This window comes from Actinomyces bouchesdurhonensis (assembly GCF_900128465.1).
Taxonomy (GTDB): Bacteria; Actinomycetota; Actinomycetes; order Actinomycetales; family Actinomycetaceae; genus Pauljensenia; species Pauljensenia bouchesdurhonensis.
In genome coordinates this window covers 202,660-214,403 of record NZ_LT635869.1, presented here as the reverse complement: position 1 = coordinate 214,403, position 11,744 = coordinate 202,660, and the positions used below count along the sequence as shown (strand labels likewise).

The 11,744-nt window shown below is 64.9% G+C and carries 11 protein-coding genes, 1 tRNA gene and 2 pseudogenes; 4 read left to right on the top strand and 10 right to left on the bottom strand.

Annotated elements, in window-relative coordinates:
* The 5 genes and pseudogenes from BQ7477_RS09390 to purB all read right to left on the bottom strand — a co-directional run.
* A pseudogene (locus tag BQ7477_RS09390) lies at positions 1–568 on the bottom strand (heavy metal translocating P-type ATPase); the annotation flags it as partial.
* 85 nt (positions 569–653) lie between these two features.
* On the bottom strand, positions 654–899 hold the full coding sequence (locus tag BQ7477_RS09385; protein ID WP_073983696.1) for a heavy-metal-associated domain-containing protein: 246 nt from the start codon (positions 897–899) through the stop codon (positions 654–656).
* Positions 900–914: 15 nt separating this feature from the next.
* On the bottom strand, positions 915–1,205 hold the full coding sequence (locus BQ7477_RS09380; RefSeq protein ID WP_073983695.1) for a metal-sensitive transcriptional regulator: 291 nt from the start codon (positions 1,203–1,205) through the stop codon (positions 915–917).
* Positions 1,206–1,343: 138 nt separating this feature from the next.
* Positions 1,344–1,796, bottom strand: coding sequence for a hypothetical protein (locus BQ7477_RS12125; RefSeq protein WP_200783507.1), 453 nt, complete (start codon positions 1,794–1,796; stop codon positions 1,344–1,346).
* A gap of 61 nt (positions 1,797–1,857) precedes the next feature.
* Positions 1,858–2,988, bottom strand: a pseudogene (gene purB, locus BQ7477_RS09370) (adenylosuccinate lyase); the annotation flags it as partial.
* 289 nt (positions 2,989–3,277) lie between these two features.
* On the opposite strand from purB, the gene BQ7477_RS09365 reads away from it, so the two are divergent.
* Positions 3,278–3,553: a hypothetical protein gene (locus tag BQ7477_RS09365; RefSeq protein ID WP_129582550.1), complete on the top strand. Its 276-nt coding sequence runs from the start codon at positions 3,278–3,280 to the stop codon at positions 3,551–3,553.
* A 2-nt stretch (positions 3,554–3,555) separates the two neighbouring features.
* On the top strand, positions 3,556–5,220 hold the full coding sequence (locus tag BQ7477_RS09360; RefSeq protein ID WP_200783523.1) for an alpha/beta hydrolase: 1,665 nt from the start codon (positions 3,556–3,558) through the stop codon (positions 5,218–5,220).
* 26 nt (positions 5,221–5,246) lie between these two features.
* Here the strand turns inward: BQ7477_RS09360 and BQ7477_RS09355 are convergent, their stop codons facing one another.
* Complete coding sequence (locus BQ7477_RS09355; RefSeq protein ID WP_073983692.1) at positions 5,247–5,633, bottom strand: phage holin family protein; 387 nt, start codon at positions 5,631–5,633, stop codon at positions 5,247–5,249.
* A gap of 65 nt (positions 5,634–5,698) precedes the next feature.
* On the opposite strand from BQ7477_RS09355, the gene hisC reads away from it, so the two are divergent.
* Positions 5,699–6,763, top strand: a complete 1,065-nt coding sequence (hisC, locus tag BQ7477_RS09350) for a histidinol-phosphate transaminase (protein ID WP_073983691.1) — start codon at positions 5,699–5,701, stop codon at positions 6,761–6,763.
* A 91-nt stretch (positions 6,764–6,854) separates the two neighbouring features.
* Here the strand turns inward: hisC and BQ7477_RS09345 are convergent, their stop codons facing one another.
* Entirely contained in the window at positions 6,855–7,637 is a 783-nt protein-coding gene (locus BQ7477_RS09345; RefSeq protein WP_073983855.1) for a YwiC-like family protein, read from the bottom strand.
* Positions 7,638–7,847: 210 nt separating this feature from the next.
* On the opposite strand from BQ7477_RS09345, the gene BQ7477_RS09340 reads away from it, so the two are divergent.
* Positions 7,848–8,837: a bile acid:sodium symporter family protein gene (locus tag BQ7477_RS09340; protein ID WP_073983854.1), complete on the top strand. Its 990-nt coding sequence runs from the start codon at positions 7,848–7,850 to the stop codon at positions 8,835–8,837.
* A 123-nt stretch (positions 8,838–8,960) separates the two neighbouring features.
* On the opposite strand, the gene BQ7477_RS09335 is transcribed toward BQ7477_RS09340, so the two are convergent.
* The 3 genes from BQ7477_RS09335 to BQ7477_RS09325 form a co-directional block, all read right to left on the bottom strand.
* Complete coding sequence (locus BQ7477_RS09335; RefSeq protein ID WP_073983690.1) at positions 8,961–9,365, bottom strand: hypothetical protein; 405 nt, start codon at positions 9,363–9,365, stop codon at positions 8,961–8,963.
* 1,009 nt (positions 9,366–10,374) lie between these two features.
* A tRNA-Pro gene (locus BQ7477_RS09330) sits at positions 10,375–10,448 on the bottom strand.
* Positions 10,449–10,775: 327 nt separating this feature from the next.
* Positions 10,776–11,744, bottom strand: coding sequence for a metallophosphoesterase (locus BQ7477_RS09325; RefSeq protein ID WP_073983689.1), 969 nt, complete (start codon positions 11,742–11,744; stop codon positions 10,776–10,778).

Genomic DNA, 11,744 nt, shown 5'->3' with positions numbered 1-11,744 from the left:
CCTCCTTGGCGCCCATGCGCAGCAGCGAGCGCAGCGCGTCGCCCGCGCGGTAGCGTGCGCGTGCCTCCAGGTAGCGGCCCGTCAGCAGGAATACGACGATCATGCATGCGCCCTCGAAGTAGATCTCCGCGTGGCCGGCGTGCGCCGCGCGCGGGATCAGGCTCATCTGCATGCGCATCCCGAGCATTCCGGCGCCGCCCCACAGGAGGGCCCACCAGCTCCACAGCGTGGAGGAAATGACGCCGAGGGAGACCAGCGTGTCCATCGTCGTCGACCCGTGGCGCCCGGCCGCGAAGGCCGCCCGGTGGAAGGGCCACGCCCCCCACGTGACCACCGGGATCGAGGCTGCCGCGACGACCCACTGCCACCCGGTGAACTGCCACGCGGGAATCATCGACAGGAGCATCGCGAGGATGCCGAGGGGCGCGGAAACGATGAGGCGTCGGCGCATATCGGCGGCGTGGGCGCGGGTGCCCTCGCCCACCTGGGGGGTGGGGGCCGAGGCCTGGGATGCCCCGTGCGAAGAGGCGGTAGCTGTGTGGTCGTGCGTCACGGAATGAGTAGACATGGGTACCCTCCGGGGGTATGTATCGGGCGAAAGGAAACGAGGCCGGGGAAGGTGCCCCGGCCTCGTCGTTGAGGCGTGGAAGTTCTCAGAAGTCGCGCGAGATGCCGGTCAGCGTGAAGCCGGCCTCGGACACTGCGTCGCTCAGAGCGGCGTCGTCGAGGGGCTTGTCGGTCAGAACCGTCACCGTGGAGGTAGCGCCCGAGTTGAGGATGACGTCGACGTTCTTGACGCCGGGGATCTCACCCAGCTCTTCCTTGACGCTCATCACGCAGTGGCCGCAGGTCATGCCGTCGACGGACAGCTCGATGGTGCGATCGATCTCGGTGGTCATGGTGTCTCCTTGTGGTTAGGACTTGATGAGGCGTGCGATGGCCGCGGCCGCCTCGTCGACTTTGGCCTGTGCGGCCTGGTCGGATTCGCGCGCCGCCGTGACGACGCAGTGGTTCATGTGGTCTTTGAGCAGGTTAACCGCGACGGAATCGAGCGCGGACTGGACGGCTGAGACCTGTGTGAGGATGTTGATGCAGTATTCGCCCTGCGAAATCATGCGCTGCAGTCCGCGCACCTGACCCTCGATGCGGCGCAGGCGCGCGAGGTGATTCTCGGTGTTGCCATGGTAGCCGTGTTCGTTGCTCATGCTTCGTACGATACCCCTAGGGGGTATCGATGTCAAGGGGTGTTCCCGTTCCCCATGTCACCTCCCCTGGCGTCCCTCCAACCACCTCTCGTAGGGTGGAGACACAGTGGAGCGGAAGGAGGGGACATGAGGCGACGCTCACGTCGGCGCTATCGCGCGATCCGCCGCGTCCCCCAGGCCTACCCCGGCCTCTACCTGCGACTCAAAGTCGCCCCCATCGTCCCCGCTCTCTTCGCCACCGTCGCCGTCGGCGCCCTCGCCGAAATCCCCGCGCTGCCCGAGGATGCGCGCGCCCGAGCTCGCTCCCTTTCCGACGACATGGGCACCGCGATCTCCGAAAAGTCTCAGCGGATCTTCTTTGACACCCCCGGCCTCGACACCCTCCTCATCCGCTCTCTCTCCCATATCGCTCGGCGCACCGCAACCGTCGGGCGTGCATGGGCGCACGCAGTCATAGCGGTCGGCGCGGACAAGGATGGGCGCATGGCCCGTACGCTCCCTCTCATCCCGACGCGCGGATACGACGCGCTCATGACGGGCATGCTCACGGTGGGCACAGCCGTCGGTGCCCTGCGCGGCGGCGCGGTCCACGTCGCCTTGCTGCGCGACTCGGATGCCGACCCGGCCTTCCAGGAACCGCTCCCCGGTCNAACACCGCGTGACCAAACGCGACGCCCACGTTGCGCTGCGTCGTCGAATCCGTCAGGTCGCGCTGCATGCGGCTGGTCACCAGCGTCGACGCCAGCGAATCCAACAGCGCGTTCGACACCTCCAGGTTCGCCTCCGCGTTCTCGAAGCGAATCGGGTTCACCTTGTGCGGCATCGTCGACGAGCCCGTCGAACCCTGCGCCGCCAGATTCTGGTGGAAGTAATCCATCGAAATGTAGGTCCACGCGTCCGTCGCCAGGTTGTGGGCGATGCGGCCCGCGCGCGCCACGTCCGCGTACAGTTCCGCCTGCCAGTCGTGCGACTCAATCTGCGTCGTTAGCGGGTTCCACGTCAGGCCCAGGCCCTCCACGAAAGAGCGAGCCAGCGTCGGCCAATCCGCGCCCGGCACCGACACGACGTGCGCGGCCCACGTGCCCGTCGCGCCGTTGATCTTACCCAGGTACTCAGTGGCCTCGACGCGCTTGATCTGGCGGGACAGGCGGTGCGCGAACACCGCCATCTCCTTGCCGATCGTCACCGGCGTCGCCGGCTGTCCGTGCGTGTGCGCCAGCATCGGGACCGCCGCCCCGGCCTCGGCCAGGCCGCGCAGGCGATCGAGGAGCGCGCGGATCGACGGCAGCCACACCTGCTCGGTCGCCGCCTTAATCGTCAGCGCGTACGCCAGGTTGTTGATGTCCTCGGAAGTGCAGAAAATGTGGACGACCTCGCGCAGGGTCGGCAGCGTCGTCCCCTCGCCCAGCTTGCCGGCCGCGGCCTGAAGATACTCGCCGATCAGGTATTCGACGGCCTTGACGTCGTGGCGGGTGACGGCCTCAAACTCGCCCAGGCGCTTAATATGATCGGCTCCGAAATCGCGGGGCAGCGCGCGCAGGTAGTCGCGCTCCGCATCCGTCAGCGTCGGGGCGCCGGGCAGGACACCGTTGTCTAAGAGAAAAATCAACCATTCGATCTCGACGTGCACGCGCGCGCGATTCAGGCCCGCCTCGGACAGGTAATTCGCCAGCGGCGCGGCCACCGCGCGGTAGCGCCCGTCCAGCGGGCTGAGCGGCTCACCCCCGCCCGCCAGATCCGAATAGCCGTGGGCAGTGGAGAACAGTGTCATCGTGTCGCTCATACCCCTATCTTCCCAGAGTGCCGTGTCTCCGGGACGCTGAGTCCGCTCGGCGGTTCCGTGGCGTGGGTAACGCACGAGGCCGGGGTTGCTGTGTGCTGAACGCGCGCGCATGGGCCTCGACCAGTAACCGGCCGCTATCCACAACGAAGGTACGCGGGATCCCGTCATACACAGGGGATAGTGCGCGCGTCGGGCTATCCACAGGCAGCCTCCTGCGGGTGGAGGCTTTCCTGGCCTCGGGCGTAGCGTTCCGATTGAATCTAAACCGCTTGCGCCCATGGGAGTCACCATGATTGATACGCTCGGCCCCTCCGGGGCACTCAACTCCGCCAACGGCTTCATCGATGGACTACGCGCCGTCCTCACCACCGCCACCTGCGCTCAATGGACGGGCACAGGAGGTGACTCCTACAGGCTCGCCAGGGACGAGGCCGTGGCTCAGGCGCAGGTTGTCCTTGATGACATCCAGGCAGCTGTGGACCTCGTGCCCTCCCTAGGCTCGTGCGCCAAAGGACGAGCGGACCTGCAACCCTCCGGATTTAGCGCAAGTTCGGGGACGTGGTGACCATGGCCTTCGATCCGCATCGCGATACCTCCGTCGTCTCCGGTGCCTTCAGCGTCGACGTGAACCAGCTGTGCAGCGTATACACGCTTCTCACCTACGAAGAGACCCTCTCAATCGGACCTGCAAAGGCCGCCCTCAACACCGCCCTGTGGGAGGCCGACCTGGGCGCGACGCTCTTCCCCGACGCCACCGCGGGACTCATCGACGCGATCAACACGGCCTTAGAGGCCCTGGGAACGCTGGAATCCACCGTGAACTCTCTGCTGTGGAAACTACAGGATGCGGCTCTGACCTACGGCGACGCGGAATCCATGGCCTCCCTCTGGGAAGCCGTCCCCGGCAGCCCGATGGGACCACAGCTCACGGCCGGTGGCATCGCCAGGTATGCCGTGGCTGGCGGAATGCCAGGTGCGGTCCGCAACGCCGTCTTCCACATGGAACAGGACATCGCCACGCGCGCAGGAGTCCCTTGGCTTCCCACCGTCATAAGTCCCGTAGAGGCGTTTGTCGCCGGGGGGAGGGATATGAAAAACACGGTGGTCAGCTTCCTGGTGTTCACATTCCACGGCGACGAGCAATCCGGCGCCCAGTTTCAACGCGACCTCGGACGAGTTGCCCTCGACCTGAACTCGTGTCCGGCATACAGGTTCGCGGTGCGCCAACTGGCGGGTGTCGGCGTCAGTCGTAACATCAACTCGAACTCGACAGCTTCAGAGGCTGGAATCGCCGCGCTGATTAGCGTGTGGCTGACACGACGCGGGATTAACCATGGACTTAGCTACGGGGTCGCAGTCACCGGCTCCGGCCAGACGCGGGTCCACCACAATGGAGCTGCCCCTCTCGTACCGCCAAACGTCCTGGCAGCACGAACCCAGGCGACCCTCGCCGCAATGCCGGACACCGCCCCCGACAGCCACTACGAGGGAGCAGCCACCAGCGCCGACATCATTGATCACATCAGCGACATGCGCGGCGGCGACTCTAACAACGGCGAAATTGCCATTGAAGAACACGTGACAGTCGGCGAGGATGGGACCCTCACCCGATCGTGGACCGTCGACATCCGCGGCACACAGTCCTTTGGAATCGGCGAGACGGGACCGCAAGACACGCTCACCAACCTTCAAGGCGTCGGCGCCATGTCCTCCGACCAACTCGACGCCATAAAGGAAGCTATGGATGCGGCAGGCATCGCGCCCGGCGAAGCCGTCGAGTTCGCCGGACACTCCCAAGGCGGCATCATGGCAACCCAGATGGCCGCCGACCCGACCGTGCGGGCCCGATACAACGTCGTCTCCGTCGTCACCGCAGGATCCCCCACGGCCACAATCGCCCCCGACGACGTGCCCGTCCTCGCCTACGAGAACTTCGGCGACATCGTCCCGGGCTGCGACGGGACCGCCACGCGTGGCGACAACGTCACCACCGTCATGTTCCACGACTACGAAGCAACGTGCGACGCCTCCGATCCTGTTCCCTGCTCGCACTCCGTCTCCGTGTACGTCGACGAAATCAGGGCATCCCTAAGTGCCGCCACGGCCTCGTCCGACCCGGGCCTGAGAGCGCTCGCGACCGCCGAGGCCAGGCGCACTCAGGCCCTGGGACTCACCCACAACACGCAGACCACCATTCACCACTACCAAACGAGGCGCATCACCGCTAAGTGATGCGCCCCGAAGGAGGGAAGGTCAGACTAGTCGCGATCATCGTCCTTATCGCGCAGGACACCCGACACGATGGAGGCCACCACCGACGTAATGACCGCGCCCGCCAGGCACGACCAGAAGCCGCCCGTCGTCATAGAAATTCCCAGCGACGTGGACAGCCACCCCGTCAGCGCGAAGAGAAGCGAGTTCGTCACCAGGGCGAACAAGCCGAACGTGACGAGGTAGAGGGGGAAAGCTAGCGTCTTGACGACGGGCTTAATGATCGAATTCACGAGCGTGAACAAGAAGGCGATGACCGCGAACGCGATGATGGTCTCGAAGGTCGAGGCCGACGGCAGTGAAATCGACGGGACCACAAGAGTCGTTACCCATAGGCCGACCATTGTCGCAATCAGCCGAGCAATAAAATCCATCCGCTTATTCTTGCGCACTGGGACGTTGCTTGCACAGCGCACCCCCATGGGATAGGACTACACACATGAGCAACCTGCGCTTTCGGCCCGCCGTCCACTCCCTGCCCCGCTACGTGCCCGGTAAATCCGCGCCCGGCGCCGTCAAAATCTCATCCAACGAAATGCCGACCCCGCCGAGCCCCGCGGTGTTGGAAGCGGTCGCGCGCGAGCTGGAGACGATCAACCGCTACCCCGACCTGACGGCTGCCCCCCTGCGGGAGGCACTCGGCGAGCGCTTCGGGGTCGGCTCCGACCAGGTATGCGTGGGCACTGGCTCATCGGCGATTCTTGTGGCCGCTCTGTCCACCGTCTGTCAGCCCGGCACCCGGGTGGTCTTCCCGTGGCGCTCCTTCGAGTCCTACCCAATCGCCGTGCCGTCCGTTGGCGGTGAGGCTACCCCCGTGGCGCTCCTCCCGGATGGTAGCCACGACCTCGTCGGGATGCGCCAGGCCATCACCGCGGACACTGTCGCCGTCATCCTCTGCTCGCCGAACAACCCGACCGGCCCGGCCCTCACCTTCGAGGAGATAGCCTCCTTCGTCGCGGCCGTACCCGACGACGTCATGATCATCGTCGACGAGGCCTATATCGACTTTGCGACCAAGCCCGGCGTGCGCAGCGCGGTCCCGCTCATCGAGGCGCACCCCAACGTCGTCGTCATGCGCACATTCTCCAAGGCGCACGCCCTGGCTGGCCTTCGCGTGGGATACGCGATCGGTGAGACCGAGGTCATCGGCGCGATCCAGGCGCTCCTCGTTCCCTTCGGCGTCAACTCGCTCGCGCAGGCCGGCGCCCTTGCCTCCTTGAAGGACGCCGAGGCCGTGGACAGTGGCGTCGCCCGGATCGTTGCCGAGCGTGAGCGTATCGTTCCAGCTCTGCGTGCCCTCGGATACGACATCCCCGACACACAGTCAAACTTCTACCTGCTGCGCGGAAGTGTCCATGGCCTCGTCGAAGCGAGCGCACGCGCCGGACTCATCGTCCGTCCGTTCCGCGAAGGCGTGCGCGTGTCCGTAGGTTCGCGCGAACAAAATGACCTGTTCCTGTCTGTGGCGACCCAGTTCGCACGCGTCGAGGGCATCGGCAAATAGGGGGACAAGCGCCCGATCGGGGGCACCCAACCGCCTCCTGAAAAAGCTCCGTGCCTCGCGCGGACGGTCGCCGCACCCAGGGCAAGCGAAGCTACCGAACCAGGAGCGCCACGAACAGAAGCAGCGACCAACCGATCTCCGTGAAGCCGATCAGCCTGGGAGACAGGGGGCGCGAACGATGCCGACTCAGTGTCGGCATGACCCACGCTCGCACAGTCAGACACACCCACACGAGCACAGGCCACACGGACAGGGCGCCCAGCAACCAGGCGGCGGCCACGACAACCAAGCAGCCCGCGTGATGGAGCGTGGCCCCCAGCGCCCAGCGGGGGTCCTTCCGGCCTCGGATCATCGAGCGTACCAGCGGAACCGTGCCCACGTAGTGCAGGGCGAACACCACGCACGCCGCCCACGCGTGGGCAGTGACCGCGTGCGGCGACCCGTCCGCCGTCGCCAGCGAAAAGGCAACAGGCCCCATGATGGAACCCGCCAGGATCGAGGCGGCTCGGGCGCCCAGGGAACGCTCACGCCCCTGCCACACCAGGTAGATCGCGGACGAGGCCAGCGGCGCGAAGGCGATGGCCCACCACAGCAGCTGGGGACGCATCGCGAGCAGCGTGATGCCGGGAACGGCCGCGAGAACGCCGTAGGTGATGATCGCGGGCACGATGTGGCTGCGGCGCTTCGCGGGGGTCTTGACCCACAGGCACACGGCCGAGAACATCAGGAAAGCCATCGCCCACGCGAGGAGCATGAGGACGACCAGCCACGAGAAGGTGAAGGATAGCGCCCAGCCGAGCAGTGGAGGGAAGGCCACCATCGTCCATGCGCCATGTTGGTCGGATACCCATCCGCGGCGCTGAAGTTCACGCATGCGCGCGCCGCTATGGTGGTGCGCTCGCGGGCGGTTGTTGGGATGGCTTGAAGCGTTGCCCGAGGCGTGTGTGGGAGTGGCGTGAGTGGTCGGCGCTGCACTGTGCATAGCCTTAGCTTAGTGAAGTAGTCCTGTGAGGCTCAATACTGAGCTGATCACAACGTGAGATGCGGAAGGGAACAATTCAACGACCGGTGAAATATGGTTGATATGTCCACATCAGACTCAGTTTCAACGCAATCTTCCCCTCCGACGCTGTCCTCCGAGGATCGCAGTGCCCGCATCGCGGTGACCGTTTTCCCGCTCCTCATCCTGGCGGCGTTCGCCGCCGCGATGATCACCCCCGCGACCTTTAAACCACTGGCTCCCGGCGTGCACTGGGCACTTGGCGTCATCATGTTCGGTATGGGCCTGACGCTGACGCTGCCCGACTTTGGGCTCATCGCGAAGCGTCCCCTGCCTGTCCTCGTCGGCGTCGTCGCCCAGTACCTGATCATGCCCCTCGTCGGTTGGGGCCTGTGCTACGCGTTCCGCCTGCCCGACGCTGTCGCCGTCGGCGTCATCCTGGTCGGCTGCGCACCCGGTGGCACCGCCTCGAACGTGATCTCCTACCTCGCGAAAGCAGACGTCGCCCTGTCGGTCACCATGACGTCAATCTCGACGTTGCTCGCGCCCCTGATGACCCCGATGCTCACCGCTTGGCTGGTCGGTTCGCGTATGCCCGTGGATGGTGAGGCGATGACGAAGAACATTTTGCTGATGGTGCTCGCTCCTGTCTTGGGTGGCTTTGTCGTGCGTTTGCTTGCGAACAAGGTTGTGGAAAGAATCCTGCCAGTTCTTCCGTGGGTTTCTGTCCTGGGTATCTGCTACGTGCTGGTTGTCGTCGTGTCGGGTTCGGTTGATAAGATTCTGACGTCGGGCGCCCTCATTATTGCCGTGGTTATCTGCCATAACCTGTTGGGCTACCTGTTCGGCTACCTCGCGGGGCGCGTGGGTCGCGGCTCGGATAAGGCTGCGCGTACAACCGCGATCGAGGTCGGCATGCAGAACTCGGCGTTGGCTGCGACGCTGGCGACGAAGCACTTCGCTGCTACCCCTGAGACCGCGCTCCCGGCAGCGGTTTTCTCGGTGTGGCATAACCTGTCAGGAGCGATCCTGGCGGTGTTTTTCCGTCGCTGGAAAAATGGTGGCCGGGCCTGACCGGACGAGGCCGGGGCTGGCTCGCATGAGAGTGTGTCCTCGGCGCTTCGGTTGCCTGTAGGCTGAATCGGGGGACGGCCCAATGGGCCGTCCCCCGACGTGTCTGGCGATGTCAGTTGGGCGTTACTTCGTGCCCGCGGAAATACCGCAAATGTTGTTCAGCTGCAGGGCGTCAGACGCGAAGGTGGTCATCGCTTCCATCTGTTCGCCCGATGGGTTCAGCGTGGTGAAGTCGAAGTCCTTAATTGTCTCCAGGTCGGTGATGACCTTATCGAGGGCCGGCTTGACTTCCTTGTTGCTGACCTTGCTGGCGGCAGTCTTGTACGCGTCGAGCATCGTGTTGAACTGCTCCTTGGCGGCCTGAGGGTCGGTCAGGGAGGCGCCGTTGGTGGCGGCGGCCTGCTGAGCGAGCGTTAGGTTTGCGTTCTGGACCTCCTTGCAGGCATCCTCCTTGGACTGGGAGCCACAGGCTGCCATACCGAGCGGTAGAACGGCGACGAGGATAGCGGCGGCGATGCGACGCTTCATGGATACTCCTATGTGTTGATGAAGAATACGCCGAAAGTCTATCTCCTTTTAAGAGTTCGTGGGGTGACGCCCGCGTGATCCGTAACACCGCTCCATGTGTGTCTGCAGCTCGTAATCGACGCGCACGCTGCGCCACCAGTTCTCTGGGCGTTGCGTCGCCTATCTTGATTTCGGTCGGCACAGGCCTTGACCGTCTGACTTCTGCGCGCGCCTGGATCCTGGGGTTCGGAGTGTTAGCTCGCCGACCAGTCTTTGCTGCCCCGGGGTGCAGTTCACCTGCGTTGAGGGCTGACGAACCGCGACTCGCGCCACCCCCGTGCCCTGTCGCCGCGTGCGTAGTACCTCGAGGTTCCGACACGAATGTCGCCACACACCGGCCCGAACAGCCTGGGTGGACTGAATGTCGTCGAGGTGGTCTGTGATTTGGGTGCCACGCGCTGTGCTGGGGTCCGCAGCACGGGGGGAACTTCAAGACTTGGACACGAGTGCCGCCACATCGCTCCTAGAATCCGCCGTTTTGCTGCCACATGGGGGGAATCGCATCATTAGAAGCCCGACACGCCGGCGCACCATTGTGTCATCTCGACTACGACGGGGGGAATTGCACCATTAGAGCCGCGACACGCCGGCGACACGCCGAAAGGAAGCTCCTAATGGTGCAAAACCCCCAATCTACCGCTCGGTTGGAGGATGTCGGAGGGTCCGATGGCAGCAGACGCAGGTGGCAGCAGGACCTGACGAGGCTTCAAAACAGCACAACGAGGCACAGGCCCACACCGCGAGCAGCCAGAAGCGAAGGACTATCGGTCACGAACGTGGTGCTTAAGTTCCGGGTTTAGGTTGGGATTGCGGGCGAAAGTCGCTGTTATTTAGGTTCGGGCGGTTAATCGCGCAGCTTCCTTGACTTTCTGGGGTGATCGTGTAGTGGGTGAGAACANGTTACCTGGATGGGCCGGACTACGTGGAATACAAGAGTCGCCGGGACCTTGTGGTCCCGGCGACTGTCCGGTCGGGGTGGCGGGATTTGAACCCACGGCCTCTTCGTCCCGAACGAAGCGCGCTACCAAGCTGCGCCACACCCCGGTGCCGTTCGAGTATAGCCTTACGTCGCTGATAATCCCAAACCGAGACGAAGCGGCTGAGGGAAGTGTGTGCCACGCCGCACGACTCTGGGGTCTGGCTGGCGCGGGTTAACGATGATCATACGGTTGCCGGTTGCGGCGTGGCTGGGATGGTGCGTCGCCGGTGTTGAATGTGCCCGGTGACCGCGAGTTGCTCGACTGGGTCCTCTGGTTGGGAACGACGCTGAGACGAGAGGGGTGTTCGTCTGTCAGAACCACTGGCGGGACGCGGAGCTGGGTGGACGCGGATAGGGGTTATGTCGGACTTTGATGTCGGGATCAACGGAGGCTACGCGGGGTGGACGTGGATGAGGGAGGCCTCGGGGCGTGTAGCGATTCGGACTTTTGCATAGGGAGAGGTTCCCAGCCCAGCGGAAACGTGCAGCCACGACGAAGAGCCGTCGGGTGTCTCCCAGCGGTTCAGGCCTTTGGCGTAGCGCCGTGCGATGTCGCAGTTTGTGATGATTGCGCCGACACCAGGTATTCCGATCTGGCCTCCGTGCGTGTGGCCCGCGAGGATGAGGTCGGACCCGGCGCGGGTGAGCGCGGAGACCACGCGCGTGTAGGGCGCGTGCGTGATGCCGAGGCGCAGGGTTCCGGGAACTTCCCACGACGAGGCTGGGGCGACCAGGCGGTCCCGGTTGATGTGGGCGTCGTCGGTTCCCAGGAGTGAGACGGTGGCGCCGGGCAACGACAGCGTGCCGCACGCGTTAGAGAGATCCACCCAGCCGGCGGCGCGCAGCTGGCGGACCATCGGGATGTAGGTGAGGTCGGGGACGACGCGCGCGGGGTGTGGTTTGGAGCGCGACAGGTAGCGGCTCCAGCGTTTGGGGATCGGCGAATAGTAGTCGTTGGATCCGAGGACGAAAGCGCCAGGATACGACAGGAAGGGGCGGTAGGCGTCCATCACCATGTCGAGGCCGACGGATGAACCGAAGTTGTCTCCTGTGGACACAATCATGTCGAAGCGTTCGGATGAGGCGACGTCGGAGAGGAACCGCAGGAGGAATTCCTGCCCGGCGAAGAGGTGTAGGTCGGCGATCTGGAGGATCGTCACTTCAGGGACGTTACGCTCGATGGGCACGTCGTAGCGGCGCAGGGTCGGCAGAGTGCGCTCGATCGAACCCCAGGCCAGGGCGGCTCCACCGGCGGCCAGTCCAGCGAGTCCCAGCCCGCCGACGATTGCGCCGGTCGCGCGCAGGAGGCCCCGGCCTCGGCGGGGGGCCGAGGCCGGGGCCTCTATCAGCGTCGGTGTCAT

Bases quoted from the DNA above. Each gene is read 5' to 3' on its own strand.
- BQ7477_RS09335 (WP_073983690.1), bottom strand. From the start codon at position 9,365: ATGAAGCGTCGCATCGCCGCCGCTATCCTCGTCGCCGTTCTACCGCTC.
- hisC (WP_073983691.1), top strand. From the start codon at position 5,699: ATGAGCAACCTGCGCTTTCGGCCCGCCGTCCACTCCCTGCCCCGCTAC.
- BQ7477_RS09365 (WP_129582550.1), top strand. From the start codon at position 3,278: ATGATTGATACGCTCGGCCCCTCCGGGGCACTCAACTCCGCCAACGGC.
- BQ7477_RS09325 (WP_073983689.1), bottom strand. From the start codon at position 11,744: ATGACACCGACGCTGATAGAGGCCCCGGCCTCGGCCCCCCGCCGAGGC.
- BQ7477_RS09385 (WP_073983696.1), bottom strand. From the start codon at position 899: ATGACCACCGAGATCGATCGCACCATCGAGCTGTCCGTCGACGGCATG.
- BQ7477_RS09355 (WP_073983692.1), bottom strand. From the start codon at position 5,633: ATGGATTTTATTGCTCGGCTGATTGCGACAATGGTCGGCCTATGGGTA.
- BQ7477_RS09380 (WP_073983695.1), bottom strand. From the start codon at position 1,205: ATGAGCAACGAACACGGCTACCATGGCAACACCGAGAATCACCTCGCG.
- BQ7477_RS09345 (WP_073983855.1), bottom strand. From the start codon at position 7,637: ATGCGTGAACTTCAGCGCCGCGGATGGGTATCCGACCAACATGGCGCA.
- BQ7477_RS09360 (WP_200783523.1), top strand. From the start codon at position 3,556: ATGGCCTTCGATCCGCATCGCGATACCTCCGTCGTCTCCGGTGCCTTC.
- BQ7477_RS09340 (WP_073983854.1), top strand. From the start codon at position 7,848: ATGTCCACATCAGACTCAGTTTCAACGCAATCTTCCCCTCCGACGCTG.